General features: G+C 35.5%; 12 protein-coding genes. 4 read left to right on the top strand and 8 right to left on the bottom strand.

Translation table 11 applies throughout. The annotated features are described in order from the left end of the window. Together tatC and AB4865_RS05930 are read right to left on the bottom strand one after the other, a co-directional pair. Entirely contained in the window at positions 1-792 is a 792-nt protein-coding gene (tatC, locus tag AB4865_RS05935) for a twin-arginine translocase subunit TatC (RefSeq protein WP_372474808.1), read from the bottom strand. Beyond that, entirely contained in the window at positions 789-1,754 is a 966-nt protein-coding gene (locus AB4865_RS05930) for an SIS domain-containing protein (protein WP_372474807.1), read from the bottom strand. Before AB4865_RS05930 ends, tatC begins: the two co-directional genes overlap by 4 nt. A gap of 91 nt (positions 1,755-1,845) precedes the next feature. Between AB4865_RS05930 and AB4865_RS05925 the strand changes: the two genes are divergently transcribed. Continuing rightward, the gene (locus AB4865_RS05925) at positions 1,846-4,038 is read left to right on the top strand and encodes a RecQ family ATP-dependent DNA helicase (protein ID WP_372474806.1); all 2,193 of its coding nucleotides are present in this window, start codon (positions 1,846-1,848) and stop codon (positions 4,036-4,038) included. A 48-nt stretch (positions 4,039-4,086) separates the two neighbouring features. On the opposite strand, the gene der is transcribed toward AB4865_RS05925, so the two are convergent. After that, positions 4,087-5,397: a ribosome biogenesis GTPase Der gene (der, locus tag AB4865_RS05920; RefSeq protein WP_372474805.1), complete on the bottom strand. Its 1,311-nt coding sequence runs from the start codon at positions 5,395-5,397 to the stop codon at positions 4,087-4,089. A gap of 6 nt (positions 5,398-5,403) precedes the next feature. After that, positions 5,404-6,288 carry a GTPase Era gene (gene era, locus AB4865_RS05915; RefSeq protein WP_372474803.1) on the bottom strand — a complete coding sequence of 295 codons (885 nt, stop codon included), beginning with the start codon at positions 6,286-6,288 and terminating at the stop codon, positions 5,404-5,406. Positions 6,289-6,536: 248 nt separating this feature from the next. Between era and AB4865_RS05910 the strand changes: the two genes are divergently transcribed. The 3 genes from AB4865_RS05910 (at position 6,537) to AB4865_RS05900 (ending at position 11,352) form a co-directional block, all read left to right on the top strand. Next, on the top strand, positions 6,537-7,919 hold the full coding sequence (locus tag AB4865_RS05910) for a nucleoside recognition domain-containing protein (protein WP_372474801.1): 1,383 nt from the start codon (positions 6,537-6,539) through the stop codon (positions 7,917-7,919). Positions 7,920-7,938: 19 nt separating this feature from the next. After that, positions 7,939-9,399 carry an alanine/glycine:cation symporter family protein gene (locus AB4865_RS05905; protein ID WP_372474800.1) on the top strand — a complete coding sequence of 487 codons (1,461 nt, stop codon included), beginning with the start codon at positions 7,939-7,941 and terminating at the stop codon, positions 9,397-9,399. A 168-nt stretch (positions 9,400-9,567) separates the two neighbouring features. Then, a complete protein-coding gene (locus AB4865_RS05900) occupies positions 9,568-11,352 on the top strand; it encodes a long-chain fatty acid--CoA ligase (RefSeq protein ID WP_372474799.1) in 1,785 nt (594 codons plus the stop codon). Positions 11,353-11,382: 30 nt separating this feature from the next. Here AB4865_RS05900 and AB4865_RS05895 read toward each other — a convergent pair whose 3' ends face one another. The 4 genes from AB4865_RS05895 to AB4865_RS05880 form a co-directional block, all read right to left on the bottom strand. Then, positions 11,383-11,829, bottom strand: a complete 447-nt coding sequence (locus AB4865_RS05895; RefSeq protein ID WP_372474798.1) for a Dps family protein — start codon at positions 11,827-11,829, stop codon at positions 11,383-11,385. Positions 11,830-11,852: 23 nt separating this feature from the next. Continuing rightward, positions 11,853-12,239, bottom strand: coding sequence for a hypothetical protein (locus AB4865_RS05890; protein ID WP_372474797.1), 387 nt, complete (start codon positions 12,237-12,239; stop codon positions 11,853-11,855). A 36-nt stretch (positions 12,240-12,275) separates the two neighbouring features. Then, positions 12,276-13,010, bottom strand: a complete 735-nt coding sequence (gene kdsB, locus AB4865_RS05885; protein WP_372474796.1) for a 3-deoxy-manno-octulosonate cytidylyltransferase — start codon at positions 13,008-13,010, stop codon at positions 12,276-12,278. A 131-nt stretch (positions 13,011-13,141) separates the two neighbouring features. After that, complete coding sequence (locus AB4865_RS05880) at positions 13,142-13,306, bottom strand: hypothetical protein (RefSeq protein ID WP_372474795.1); 165 nt, start codon at positions 13,304-13,306, stop codon at positions 13,142-13,144. Between the last annotated feature and the right edge of the window lie 229 nt (positions 13,307-13,535).

The following is a 13,535-nucleotide window of genomic DNA, read 5'->3' as shown; positions in this document are numbered from 1 at the left end:
TTACACTTTTTGTTTTGGCTGTACAAATTTGGCTATAAAGATACTTATTTCATATAATATTAACATAGGAATTGCTACAATAATTTGACTAATAAAATCTGGTGGGGTAATTATTGCTGCTAAAATCAATATCAATATGATAGCATATTTTCTATATTCCTTTAAAAATAAATCACTTACCAAACCTAATTTAGCAAGAAAAAAAATTACTACTGGCAACTCAAAAATCAAGCCAGTTGCCAATGAGGTTGTCTTTACCATTCCGATATATGACTTCACATCGATATCATTTTTGATTTCATCACTTACCGAAATTCCAGATAAAAAGTCCAATGACAAAGGTAAGAGGATAAAATATCCAAATAACACTCCCAAGAAAAACAAAATGCTCGAAACAATGATAAACCACACAGCATATTTTCTCTCATTTTGATACAAAGCCGGACTAATAAACAACCACAATTGATACAAAATCCATGGAAATGACATGATAAATCCAGCAGTAATACATGTCCACATCATCACAGAAAATTGTCCGTCCATCGTACGGTTTTCCAATGAAAAGGGCAATACTTTACCACAAAAACTGTCCATTCCTACTTGACAAAACCATTGATAGGAAATAAAATTTGCCTTTTTAGGTCCAAATATTACTGAATCAAAAATAAAATCTTTTATAAATACAGCTACAATTCCAAAAATGATGATACCCAATACACTACGCATGATCATTTTTCGCAATTCGCCCAAATGTTCTAACAACGACATTTCTTTATCTACCAAATGGCTCATACAATTCCTTCTTTTAATATGTCATGTAAATGTACAATTCCCTTGTACTCCGTACCCTCCATTACAACCAATTGCGTGATTTTGTTGTTTTCCATTTCGTTTAATGCGTTTGAAACCAACAAATCGGATGATATCGTACGAGGATTTTTAGTCATAATTTCTTCTGCTTTTACCTTATATATATCCACCGATTTTTCCAACATGCGTCGAATGTCTCCATCGGTAATAATACCGACCAATTGTCGGTTGTCCAAGACTGCGGTTACTCCCAATCGTTTACTCGAAATTTCGTAAATTATTTCTTGTATTCCCGCTGATGGACTCACTTTAGGCTGAGCCGTTTCCGAAAAAATATCTTTTACCTTTAGCAACAATTTTTTTCCCAAAGATCCACCTGGATGAAATTTTGCAAAATTTTCCGCCGTAAATTTTCTCATTTTCATCAGACAAATGGCAATGGCATCTCCCAACGCCAATTGTACAACCGTACTATTGGTCGGTGCTAAATTGTTGGGACAAATTTCTCTTTCTACAAAACAGTTAATTACAAAATCTGATTCTTTTCCTAAAAAAGAATTTTCATCAGCCGTCATACCAATCAACGGATTGCCATCTCTTTTCAACAAAGGCACCAATGCTTTTATTTCGGGGCTATTTCCACTTTTTGATATACATAATATAGTATCGTCTTGGGTTATCATTCCCAAATCTCCATGTACAGCTTCGGCTGCGTGTAAAAATACTGCTGGAGTTCCCGTAGAGTTTAAGGTAGCTACGATTTTGGCTCCGATATGTGCACTTTTCCCAATCCCCGTTACAATCAGCCTTCCTTTTGTATGATAAATCGTTTCGACAGCTTTTGAAAAATGTTCGTCTAAAAAGTCAATACTTTTCACAACACTCTCACTTTCAGACACCAAAACAGTTTTTGCAGTATCTATTATTTCTTTCGTTGAAAACACTTGTAAAATCTTTTATTAATTATTTTTGTTGTTTAAAGATTTATACTATCTTTATACTTGCAAATTTACTTCAAAAAAGCAATACAATAAAATGAAATCAAACGAAATTGACTTACATAAGGAATTAAAAAAACATTTCGGTTTTTCTCAATTCAAGGGGTTACAAAAATCCGTGATAGAAAGTGTCATTTCAAAGCAGAATACCTTTGTAATTATGCCTACGGGTGGAGGAAAGTCGTTGTGTTATCAACTTCCAGCGTTAATTTTACCAGGTACAGCCATTGTCATCTCTCCGCTGATTGCTCTGATGAAAAATCAGGTGGATGTTGTGCGTTCGCTTTCCAACGAAAATGGTATCGCTCATGTGTTGAACTCATCTCTCAACAAAACTGAAATCAATCAGGTGAAAAAGGACATTGCAGACGGTGTGACCAAACTCTTGTTTGTGGCTCCTGAATCTCTTACCAAGGATGAATACACCGATTTCTTAAAATGTACGACTATTTCATTTGTTGCCATTGATGAGGCTCACTGTATTTCGGAATGGGGACACGACTTTAGACCCGAATACCGCAACATCAAAAGCATTATTCAAAAAATTGGAGATATTCCAATCGTAGGTCTTACGGCTACTGCTACTCCAAAGGTTCAAGAAGATATCTTGAAAAACCTCGATATGCCCGATGCCAATGTATTCAAAGCGTCGTTCAACAGACCCAACCTTTATTACGAAGTACGCCCAAAAACCAAAAATATAGATACTGACATCATCAAATTTATCAACGGTTTTAAAGGAAAATCGGGGGTAATTTATTGTTTGAGTAGAAAAAAAGTTGAAGAAATCACGCAATTGTTGCAAGTAAATGGTTTCAAAGCTATTGCTTATCACGCAGGATTGGATGCAAAAACCCGTGCTAAACATCAAGATATGTTTTTGATGGAAGAGGCAGATGTGGTGGTAGCTACGATTGCCTTTGGTATGGGAATCGACAAACCCGATGTGCGTTTTGTGATTCACTACGACATTCCAAAATCATTGGAAAGTTATTACCAAGAAACAGGTCGTGCGGGTCGTGATGGCGGTGAAGGGTATTGCTTGGCTTTTTATTGCTACAAAGACATCGAAAAATTGGAAAAATTTATGACCGGAAAGCCTTTGGCAGAGCAAGAAATCGGAAATGCTTTGTTGCAAGAAGTGGTGGCGTATGCCGAAACTACTGTTTCGCGTCGTAAGTTTTTATTGCATTATTTTGGAGAAGAATTTGACGAAATCAATGGCGATGGTGCCAATATGGACGACAACACACGCAACCCTAAAGAACAAGTAGAAGCTAAAGAAAATGTTATCAAACTACTGAAAGTCATAGAAGAAACCAAACAATTATACAAATCAAAAGAAGTTATTTATACCTTAATAGGAAAAGTAAATTCTGTCATAAAATCGTACAAAATCGATGCACAGCCATTTTTTGGTTCTGGAAATGATATGGACGAAAGATATTGGATGGCATTGATTAGACAAGTGATGGTTCACGGATTGATTCGCAAAGAAATAGAATCGTATGGCGTATTGAAATTGACGGAAAAAGGTAATGATTTTTTGAAAAATCCTTCTTCATTCCTTATGACCAAAGACCACAATTACGATGAAATTTCTACCGATACCACGGGTGTAAACAACAAAGCCTTGGTTGCCGACGAAAAACTCATCGCTATGTTGAAAGATTTGCGTAGAAAGGTAGCTAAAAAAATGGAAGTTCCTCCGTTTGTGGTGTTCCAAGACCCATCGTTGGAAGATATGGCATTGAAATATCCGATTACCATTGAAGAATTGTCTAATGTACATGGAGTTTCTGAAAGTAAAGCGAAAAAATATGGGAAAGAATTTGTTGCTTTGATTGACAAATATGTAGAAGAATTTGACATTTTACGCCCAGATGATTTAGTTTTCAAATCGACAGGTGCAAATTCGAGCAACAAATTGTACATTATCCAAAGCATTGACAGAAAATTGCCATTAAACGACATTGCATCTGCCAAAGGATTGGATATGAATGCGTTGATTAAAGACATGGAACTCATCGTTTACTCGGGTACAAAGTTGAACATCAACTATTGGATAGAGGAAATTCTCGACGAAGATCAGCAAGATGAGATTTACGATTATTTCATGGATGCCGATACAGATGATATTGACACGGCTTTGAAAGAATTTGATGGAGATTACGATATCGAAGAATTGCGTCTAATGCGTATCAAATTTATTAGTGAAGTAGCGAATTAATATAAAAATCCCTTGAACCAATGTTCAAGGGATTTTTTATATCCATTATTATTTCTGACGGAAATAAATATCAATAGGCACTCCTTCAAAATTGTAGATTTCTCTCAATTTATTTTCTACAAATCGCTTGTAAGGATCTTTGATGTATTGTGGCAAATTGGCAAAGAATACAAACTGTGGTATTGCTGTTGGCAATTGCATACAATATTTGATTTTGATATACTTACCTTTAATTGCTGGTGGTGGATTGTGTTCGATGATTGGCAACATAGTTTCGTTGAGTTTGGATGTTGCAATGCGTTGTTTTCTGTTTTCATATACTTGCACTGCTGCTTCCAAGGCTTTCAACAAACGTTGTTTGGTCAATGCCGATACAAACAAAATAGGTACATCGGTAAAAGGTGCAATCTCTTTGCGGATTTTTTCCTCATATTGCTTGGTTGTCATGGTATCTTTTTCAACCAAATCCCATTTGTTTACCAAAATCACTACACCTTTTCTGTTTTTTTCTGCCAACCAAAAGATATTTTGATCTTGACCTTCAAATCCTCTGGTGGCATCAATCATCAAAATACATACATCACTATGCTCAATGGCACGAACCGAACGCATTACCGAATAAAACTCCAAATCTTCTTTTACCTTTGATTTTCTGCGGATTCCGGCTGTGTCCACCAAATTGAATTCAAATCCAAAACGGTTGTATTTGGTGTCAATCGCATCGCGAGTAGTACCTGCAATATCTGTAACTACAAAGCGTTCTTCGCCAATCAATGCGTTGATAAACGACGATTTTCCTGCATTTGGACGACCTACTACGGCAAATCTTGGCAATTCTTCTGCATCTGGGTCTGGAGCCTCCAATTCTGGCAATACCTCTACGATTTTATCCAAAACTTCTCCTGTACCACTACCACTGATTCCTGACATGGTAAAATATTCTCCCAATCCTAAATTGTAAAATTCAAAGGCATCTTGCTCTCTTTTGGCAGAATCCACCTTATTTACTACCAAAATGATAGGTTTGGTAACTTTTCTTAGCAATTTGGCAACCTCCTCATCCATAGGGGTAATTCCCTCTTCCACGTCTACCACAAAAACAATGGCATCTGCTTCGTTTATTGCCAATTCTACCTGACGACGTATTTCTCCTTCGAAAATATCATCCGAACCTTTTACATATCCCCCTGTGTCGATAACAGAAAATTCCTTTCCGTTCCACTCAGATTTTCCATAATTTCTATCGCGAGTAACACCGCTTACCGAATCTACAATCGCCTCACGACGCTGAATCAAACGATTGAAAAATGTAGATTTGCCCACATTGGGTCTTCCTACTATGGCTACTATATTTCCCATATTTTATTATTTTTGTTGGTATCCAAAACGCCTCAATTGATACGAATTGTTTCTCCAATCTTTATTTACTTTTACAAACATTTCTATATGCACTTGCTTTCCAAAGAATTTTTCCATTTCTTCTCTTGCCTGCATACCTACTTTTTTGATAGACTCTCCTTTGTGTCCTATGATGATTCCTTTTTGGCTATCTCTTTCCACCATAATCACCGCTTTAATACGGATGATTTCGTCGTCTTCTTTAAATTCTTCGGTTTCGATTTCTACCGAATACGGAATTTCCTTTTGATAGTTCAACAAGATTTTTTCGCGAATGATTTCGTTTACAAAAAATCGTTCTGGTTTATCTGTCAAGGCATCTTTTGGATAATACGGAGGCGAATCCGGCAATAATTCTACAATGCGATTAAAGACTTCTTGCACATTGAAATTGTTCAATGCCGATATAGGATAAATTTCCGCATTGGGCACTTTTTCTTTCCAATGTTGTGTCTGAGCCTCTAATGTTTCTTGGTTGGATTTATCTATTTTATTAATCAAAAGTAAAACAGGAACTTTTGCATGTTGAATTTTTCTAAAAAAATCCTCATCTTTTAGTTCTTTTTCACCAATTTCCACCATATAAATCAGCACATCGGCATCTTCGAAAGCTGTTTTTACAAAATCCATCATCGAAGATTGCAATTCGTAAGCGGGTTTGATGATTCCAGGTGTATCAGACAACACCATTTGAAAATCATCTCCGTTTACAATCCCCAATATTCTATGTCGAGTGGTTTGAGCTTTTGAAGTAATGATAGACAAACGCTCACCAACGAAAGCGTTCATCAGTGTAGATTTTCCCACATTGGGATTTCCGATAATATTTACAAAACCTGCTTTGTGTGTCATTTCTATTAGATAATTTACAAAGGTACGATTTAATGTATTAAATACAAAGTATTAAATACAAAGAAGTACAAATCCTGAATTTCTTGGGAAAGGGAATTGATTAGCTACATTCAACAAAATATAAAAAACTAATAAACATCTCAATTTTAAACATTTAATAAAAAACAAAAATAAAATAAACATCTTTTATCTATTTCATTACCAATTTCCAATCAATTGAATTAAATTTGTGAATCAAACAAAAAACTATGGCATTAAGTAGAATTTGGAGTGCTTTTATCATTGTAGCTATCTCCATTGCATTTGGAAAACATCTATTTTCAGACTCATACAAAGATATTTACAACGATATGATTGTTGGAAATTCTGGTGATACCGTTTGGTTGCAAACTTATCCGAAAAGTGATTTTTTCGAACTACACCAAGATAAAATCAACGATTCTAAAGAGATTTTATACAAAGAAAAACAAGAAAACATCACTTTGTATCGCATTCAAAAAGCCGATGGTATCATTACTACAAGTAAAATAGCTATCAATATCTGTTTGGGATTGATCGGTATTATGACGCTATTTATGGGATTTATGTCTATTGCCGAAAAAGCAGGTGGTATACGACTGTTGAGTCGATGGATTCATCCTTTTTTTTCAAAATTATTTCCCGAAGTACCCAAAAATCACCCTGCTTTTGGACAAATGATGCTCAATTTTTCGGCAAACCTTTTAGGATTGGACAATGCAGCAACGCCTTTTGGACTAAGAGCTATGGAAAGTTTACAAGAAATCAATCCTGATAAAGACAAAGCGTCCAATTCGCAAATTATGTTTTTGTGTTTACACGCCAGCGGATTGACGATCATCCCTGTGTCTATCATCGCCATAAGAGCATCAATGGGAGCCGAATCCCCTACTGACGTCTTTTTACCATGTATGTTGTCAACTTTTATGTCTACCTTAGCTGCATTGATTTTAGTAGCTGTAAAACAGAAAATCAATTTGTTGCAACCTGTATTATTTTTATTTTTGGGAGGAATATCCTTTGTAATTGCAACGTTTGTCTATTTTTTAGTTCAATTAGACAAAATGGAGCTTGATTCGTTTAGCAAAATACTGAGCAATGGACTAATACTTTTTATCTTTTTAGCTATCGTATTAGGAGGAGTTTACAAAAAAATCAATGTGTTTGATGCATTTATCGAAGGTGCAAAAGACGGATTTTCAGTCTGTGTAAAAATCATGCCGTATCTTGTAGGAATTTTGATTAGTATCTCCTTATTACGTACCTCGGGCGTATTTGATTTGATATTAGACGGTATTCGATGGGGAGTTTCTTATACGAGTTTAGACCCAAGATTTGTTGACGGATTACCCACAGCACTCATCAAACCATTGTCTGGTTCGGGGGCAAGAGGTATGATGGTCGATGCGATGAATACGTTTGGTGTAGATTCCTTTCAAGCAAAGTTGACAGGCATCGTTCAAGGTAGTACAGATACGACCTTTTATGTATTGGCTGTTTATTTTGGAGCTGTAGGTATCAGAAACACACGATATGCACTCGGTGTCATGCTTTTTTCTGATTTGATTGGGTTTATAGCCTCATTTACATTGGCCTATATCTTTTTTATATAACTTTTTGAAAAATAAAACAATGGAAGATTTTATAGCAAAAATTAGCGATTATGTTTGGTCGTATTATTTGATAGGATTGTGTGTACTATCGGGAATATATTTTTCGATACGCACGGGATTTTTACAGTTTCGCTATATTCCTACTATGGTTAAATTGCTTCTTACAGGAAACAAATCTACTCAAGGAATCTCTCCTTTCCAAGCCTTTTCATTGGCTATTTCTGGTCGTGTGGGTACAGGAAATATCATCGGAGTAGCCTCGGCAATCGCTTTAGGAGGTCCTGGTGCGGTGTTTTGGATGTGGTTGATTGCCGTATTGGGAGCTGCTTCTGCATTTGCTGAAGCTACTTTAGGGCAAATTTACAAACAAGAAATCAAAGGCGAATATCGTGGGGGACCTGCCTATTACATTGAAAAAGGGTTGGGTATCAAATGGTACGCTATCTTATTCGCCCTAATTACAATTTTGAGTTGTGGTTTGTTGCTACCAGGAATCCAAAGCAACAGCATCGTACAATCACTAAATCAATCGGTTAGCATTCCAAATATCACCGTAGCATCTGTGGAAATCAATACTGTAGGATTGGCAATTATTACTTTAGTTTCTATCATCATTTTTGGAGGTGTAAAACGATTGGGAAATGTAACTCAAATCATCGTACCTTTTATGGCGGTAGGATATATCATCATGGTACTCATCATTATAGGGATGCATTTTTCAGAAATTCCTGCCGCCTTTTCATTGATTTTTGAATCGGCGTTTAGTAACGAATCAGCCTTTGCTGGTATGATGGGGTCGGCTATTGCATGGGGAATCAAACGAGGAATTTATTCCAACGAAGCAGGGCAAGGTACTGCTCCTCATGCAGCAGCAGCTTCTGAAGTAAATCACCCTGCCGAACAAGGATTGGTTCAAGCGTTTTCGGTATATGTAGATACACTTTTTATCTGTACAGCGACCGCTTTTATGATACTTTTTACCGGAAAATACAATGTACAAAACGAAGCTACACAACAGTTTGTTGTTGAACATTTACCAGGGGTTGAATACACTTCGTTTACACAAGAGGCATTGAATCATCACTTCCCAAGTATCGGTTCGCATTTTGTAGCTATTGCATTATTTTTCTTTGCATTTACTACGATTTTGGCGTATTATTATTATGCCGAAACCAATATTGCCTATATTTTTAAAGGAAAGCGAAATGCCCAGGTTTATATTTGGATATTGAGAGTGTGTTTTCTATTTGCTATTTATATAGGAACGATAAAAGAAGCAAAATTGGCTTGGGCTGTAGGTGATATTGGTGTAGGATTGATGGCTTGGGTAAATATTATCGCAATATTATTGCTGAGCAATATCGTCATCAAAGTATGGAAAGATTACCTCAAACAAAAGAAAAATGGCATAGAAAAACCTGTATTTAATTCGAAAAAAATTGGTTTGAAAAATTGTGATTTTTGGGAAGACAAAGAGTAGAAAACAAGTAAAATTGAACAATTAAAGCATTATTTTTTTCGAAAATAAAATTTATCAAACATTTTTTTTAAATTTATACCGATAAAGGTTTGTTTTATCTCTAAAAATGATTTTTTAGCTTAAAAAATCGATTACAGAGATACGATAAACAAATAAAACAAAACAACTATGGAAGGAATTTATAGAATATTTGACATTCCCTATTATCAAAAGGGACATTATCCTCAGCAAAAAGCTTTGGTAAGTAAGAAAAACGGCGAATGGATCGCTACTTCTATCGATGAATATATTCAACAGGCAAATTATATCTCGAGTGCTTTGCTCGATATGGGAATCAAAAAAGGTGATAAAATCGCCTTGATTACCTCATCCAATCGTACAGAATGGAATATTATGGATATTGGTATTTTGCAGCTGGGTGCTGTAACTGTACCTATTTACCCTACCATTTCTGCCGAAGATTACGAATATATTTTGAAACACTCTGAAAGTTTGTATGTGTTTATTTCGGATAAATCTATCCTCGACAAATTGGATCAAATCAAAATGAATTTGCCTAAATTGAGAGGTATTTTTTCTTTTGACGAAATTCCTGGTTGTGCCAATTGGTCAAAAGTACTCGAAGCTGGAAAAAACATTATGAACCCTCTGCTTATCGAAGAACACAAAAATCGAGTACACCCAAACGACTTATCTTCAATTATTTACACTTCGGGTACTACAGGAAAACCCAAAGGGGTATTGTTGACACACAACAATATCGTTTCCAATGTGTTTGGTGGTACAGAACGCTTTGATTTGACAAAAGGTAACTTTAAATCGTTGAGTTTCTTGCCTTGTTGTCATATTTTCGAACGCACCGTATTGTATATCTATCAAGCCAATGGGGTTTCTATTCACTTTGCCGAATCGATTGAAACGATTTCGCAAAACCTTCAAGAGGTAAAACCTAATGTAATGACCGTAGTACCAAGAGTAGTAGAAAAGGTTTATGATAAAATTTATGCGAAAGGAAGCGAACTTACAGGAATCAAAAAAGCTTTGTTTTTCTGGGCATTGGGCTTAGGAAAAGATTTTGATGTGCCATTGAAAGCCGGTGCATGGTACAACTTCCAATTGAAATGGGCACGCAAACTCATTTTCTCTAAATGGAAAGAGGCATTGGGTGGAAATTTACATTATTTAGTATCGGGTTCTGCTCCACTTTCTGGAAAATTGGGTAGAATATTTGCCACGGCAGATATTCCTATTTTGGAAGGGTATGGACTTACGGAAACTTCGCCAGTAATCTCTGTAAACGACCGCCGAAACAACGGTTGGAAATTGGGTTCTGTAGGAAAAGTATTGAGCAATGTAACGGTAAAAATTGCCGAAGATGGTGAGATTTTATGTAAAGCTCCTTCGGTAACTCAAGGTTATTTTAAAGACGAAGAAAAAACAGCTGAAGCCTTTACAGACGGTTGGTTCCACACTGGAGATATTGGAAAAATCGACGAAGATGGTTTCTTGTTTATCACAGACCGCAAGAAAGAAATGTTTAAAACTTCGGGGGGAAAATACATTGCACCACAGGTATTGGAAAATTCGTTTAAACTTTCTCGTTTTATCGAACAAGTAATGGTAATTGGTGAGGGAGAAAAAATGCCAGCGGCTTTGATTCAACCAAATTTTGATTTTTTAAAAGAATGGGCCAATAGAAAAGGAATTTCATTAGGTTTTTCTTTAGAAGAAGTTTGTAACCATCCAGAGGTAAAAGAACGAATCAAACAAGAAATCGAACATATCAATCAAAAATTTGGTAAATGGGAGCAAATCAAACGCTTTGAACTCACACCAAATGTTTGGTCTATAGACACAGGAGAATTGACTCCAACTTTGAAATTGAAACGAAAAGTAATTTTGGAAAAGTACAAAGATTTGTATCAAAAGATTTACAGTAATACAAAAGAATAAGAAATAAAGCTGCCAATTGGCAGCTTTTTCTTATTTGTTTAACCACGCACGTAGCATCCAGTTTTCCTTTTCTTTTTCTCTGATCAAGTCACTCATCAATGCGTTGGTACCCTCATCTTCTTTTTCATCAGCCAATCCCATAATCAAACGCTCTTGCTTCAATAAAATTTGCTGAGCTTCGAAAATGTATTGCATACCTGTTTTGCCGTCAGTGATAATATCGTTCTCTTTGATTTCGCTCGTAGCCAAATAAGAAGAAAAATTTGACAACGGTTGCAAGTCTAATGTCAATAATCTCTCTGCCAATTCGTCAATAATTTCCAAAGTACGATTATACCATTCTTCGTATTTTACATGCAATTCGAAAAAGTTTTCTCCTTTGATGTTCCAATGCAAAGAACGCAAGTTTTGATAGTGTACTTGATAATTGGCCAACAATTGATTCAATGCCAACTCGTAAGTGTTTTGTCTGCTCATTATGTATAAAAAATTAATTAATATTATCCTTTGTATTTTATCACATTGTCTATATACAATGCTTGTTCCTCGGCTATGTATTTGTATTTTTTCTTTTCATAAACTCCTTCGGCAGTAACAGGCAATAACTGTGTCTCTCCTGATGGCAAAAATATTTCCATCGTTTTTTTATCTTCGCTTTCCAACAAAAAAGCACTGATTACCGCATCGTTGTCACTTGTAATGATAGGATTGAGACGCAGACCTTCGTTAAAAACCTGAATGCAACTTTGCCTCAATTCGCTCCACGTTTCACCAGCAGCAGAAAGACAACCATATTCGTCTTTTTGTCCTCCGATTTCTGGATTTACCTTGTTGTTACATGCGGTGAAACTCCCAAGAAGTAGTAAAGCTATTATCGATTTTTTCATATTCATTTACTCATTTACTTTGAGTATAGATACATATCAATCTTTATGCCAATGTAAACGTGCTTTTGTTAAATCTTCCTCAGTATCGATACCTATTCCTATGTGTTGGGTGCGTATCATCTTTATTTTCTTTCCGTTTTCGAGATAGCGGAGTTGTTCGAGTTTTTCGATGTTTTCCAACACGCCTGTTTCCCATTGTGTAAATTGCCTCAAGGCTTCTTTGCGAAAGGCATACAATCCTATATGCTTGAAATAAGGCATCTTTTGCTGTTTTTCTCTTGGATATGGAATTACAGAACGCGAAAAATACAAAGCGTTATCGTCCTTATCCAATACCACTTTTACATGGTTGGGATTTTCTATATCTTCCCATGCGGTGATTGGTGTCATCACCGATGCCAAAGAAATTTGCTTTTCGGTATCAGCCTCCAAGGCATCGAGCATAGCTTGAAGATTTTCTTTCGATACAAAGGGTTCATCTCCTTGAATATTTACCACTACATCGGTATCAATAGATGCGACAGCCTCAGCTATGCGGTCGCTTCCGCTTTCGTGAGATCTTACGCTCATAAATACACGACCACCTTCGCTCTCGATGAGTTGTTTTATTTGTTCTGAATCGGTTGCAACGATAACATCGTCAAACAATTGGGTATTTTTTACTGCAAGATATGTTCTCACAATTACTGGTTTTCCGTTTAGGTCTTGCACCAATTTGGCAGGAAATCTTGTAGAATTATACCTTGCAGGTATTACAGCTATTTTTTTCATAAATTAATTTAAAGTTTTTTGTCTATTGCTTCGAAAATGTATTATTCTTATTACACCATTTTCTACATCAATATCATAAAACAAAGAAAACTTTCCATCAAAAAACACTTTTAAAAAAAAGTTTATTTTCTTTACATATTTTGATAGAAAATAAGGATCTTTTTTCTATATTTCTTCTTCTTTTCTACAGCATCAATAATTTTATCGGCATAAAAAATAAATTTATTTATTTCATCCCAATAATCTAAGGTATTTTGAACACTAACATTCGCTTCTTTAACCCATTCTATCTCCATATCCTAGTTTCGCATATTTTTTATAACTTCATAACTTGGTACCGCTTTTCCTAATTTGACTTGTTCCTTTCCTTTTTCAATTTTTAGTAAATCTTCTTCTGCAAATAATCATACTCATATTCTGTAGTTATTTCAAATTCTATATTCATTTCTTTTAATAAAGCTATCAAAACCTCATTTTGACTATTTGTTGTTGCATGAACTAACATCCCATGCTATTCTATTTTTT

The sequence above is a fragment of the Capnocytophaga sp. ARDL2 genome, from assembly GCF_041530365.1.
GTDB lineage: Bacteria > Bacteroidota > Bacteroidia > Flavobacteriales > Flavobacteriaceae > Flavobacterium.
The sequence above is the reverse complement of the archived record's forward strand: the minus strand, read 5'-3'. Positions and strand labels throughout refer to the sequence as shown.

What these genes read in the sequence shown, in the direction of transcription:
- tatC (WP_372474808.1), bottom strand. Translation starts at nt 792, where the DNA reads ATGAGCCATTTGGTAGATAAAGAAATGTCGTTGTTAGAACATTTGGGC.
- AB4865_RS05925 (WP_372474806.1), top strand. Translation starts at nt 1,846, where the DNA reads ATGAAATCAAACGAAATTGACTTACATAAGGAATTAAAAAAACATTTC.
- der (WP_372474805.1), bottom strand. Translation starts at nt 5,397, where the DNA reads ATGGGAAATATAGTAGCCATAGTAGGAAGACCCAATGTGGGCAAATCT.
- era (WP_372474803.1), bottom strand. Translation starts at nt 6,288, where the DNA reads ATGACACACAAAGCAGGTTTTGTAAATATTATCGGAAATCCCAATGTG.
- AB4865_RS05910 (WP_372474801.1), top strand. Translation starts at nt 6,537, where the DNA reads ATGGCATTAAGTAGAATTTGGAGTGCTTTTATCATTGTAGCTATCTCC.
- AB4865_RS05905 (WP_372474800.1), top strand. Translation starts at nt 7,939, where the DNA reads ATGGAAGATTTTATAGCAAAAATTAGCGATTATGTTTGGTCGTATTAT.
- AB4865_RS05900 (WP_372474799.1), top strand. Translation starts at nt 9,568, where the DNA reads ATGGAAGGAATTTATAGAATATTTGACATTCCCTATTATCAAAAGGGA.
- AB4865_RS05895 (WP_372474798.1), bottom strand. Translation starts at nt 11,829, where the DNA reads ATGAGCAGACAAAACACTTACGAGTTGGCATTGAATCAATTGTTGGCC.
- AB4865_RS05890 (WP_372474797.1), bottom strand. Translation starts at nt 12,239, where the DNA reads ATGAAAAAATCGATAATAGCTTTACTACTTCTTGGGAGTTTCACCGCA.
- kdsB (WP_372474796.1), bottom strand. Translation starts at nt 13,010, where the DNA reads ATGAAAAAAATAGCTGTAATACCTGCAAGGTATAATTCTACAAGATTT.
- AB4865_RS05880 (WP_372474795.1), bottom strand. Translation starts at nt 13,306, where the DNA reads ATGGAGATAGAATGGGTTAAAGAAGCGAATGTTAGTGTTCAAAATACC.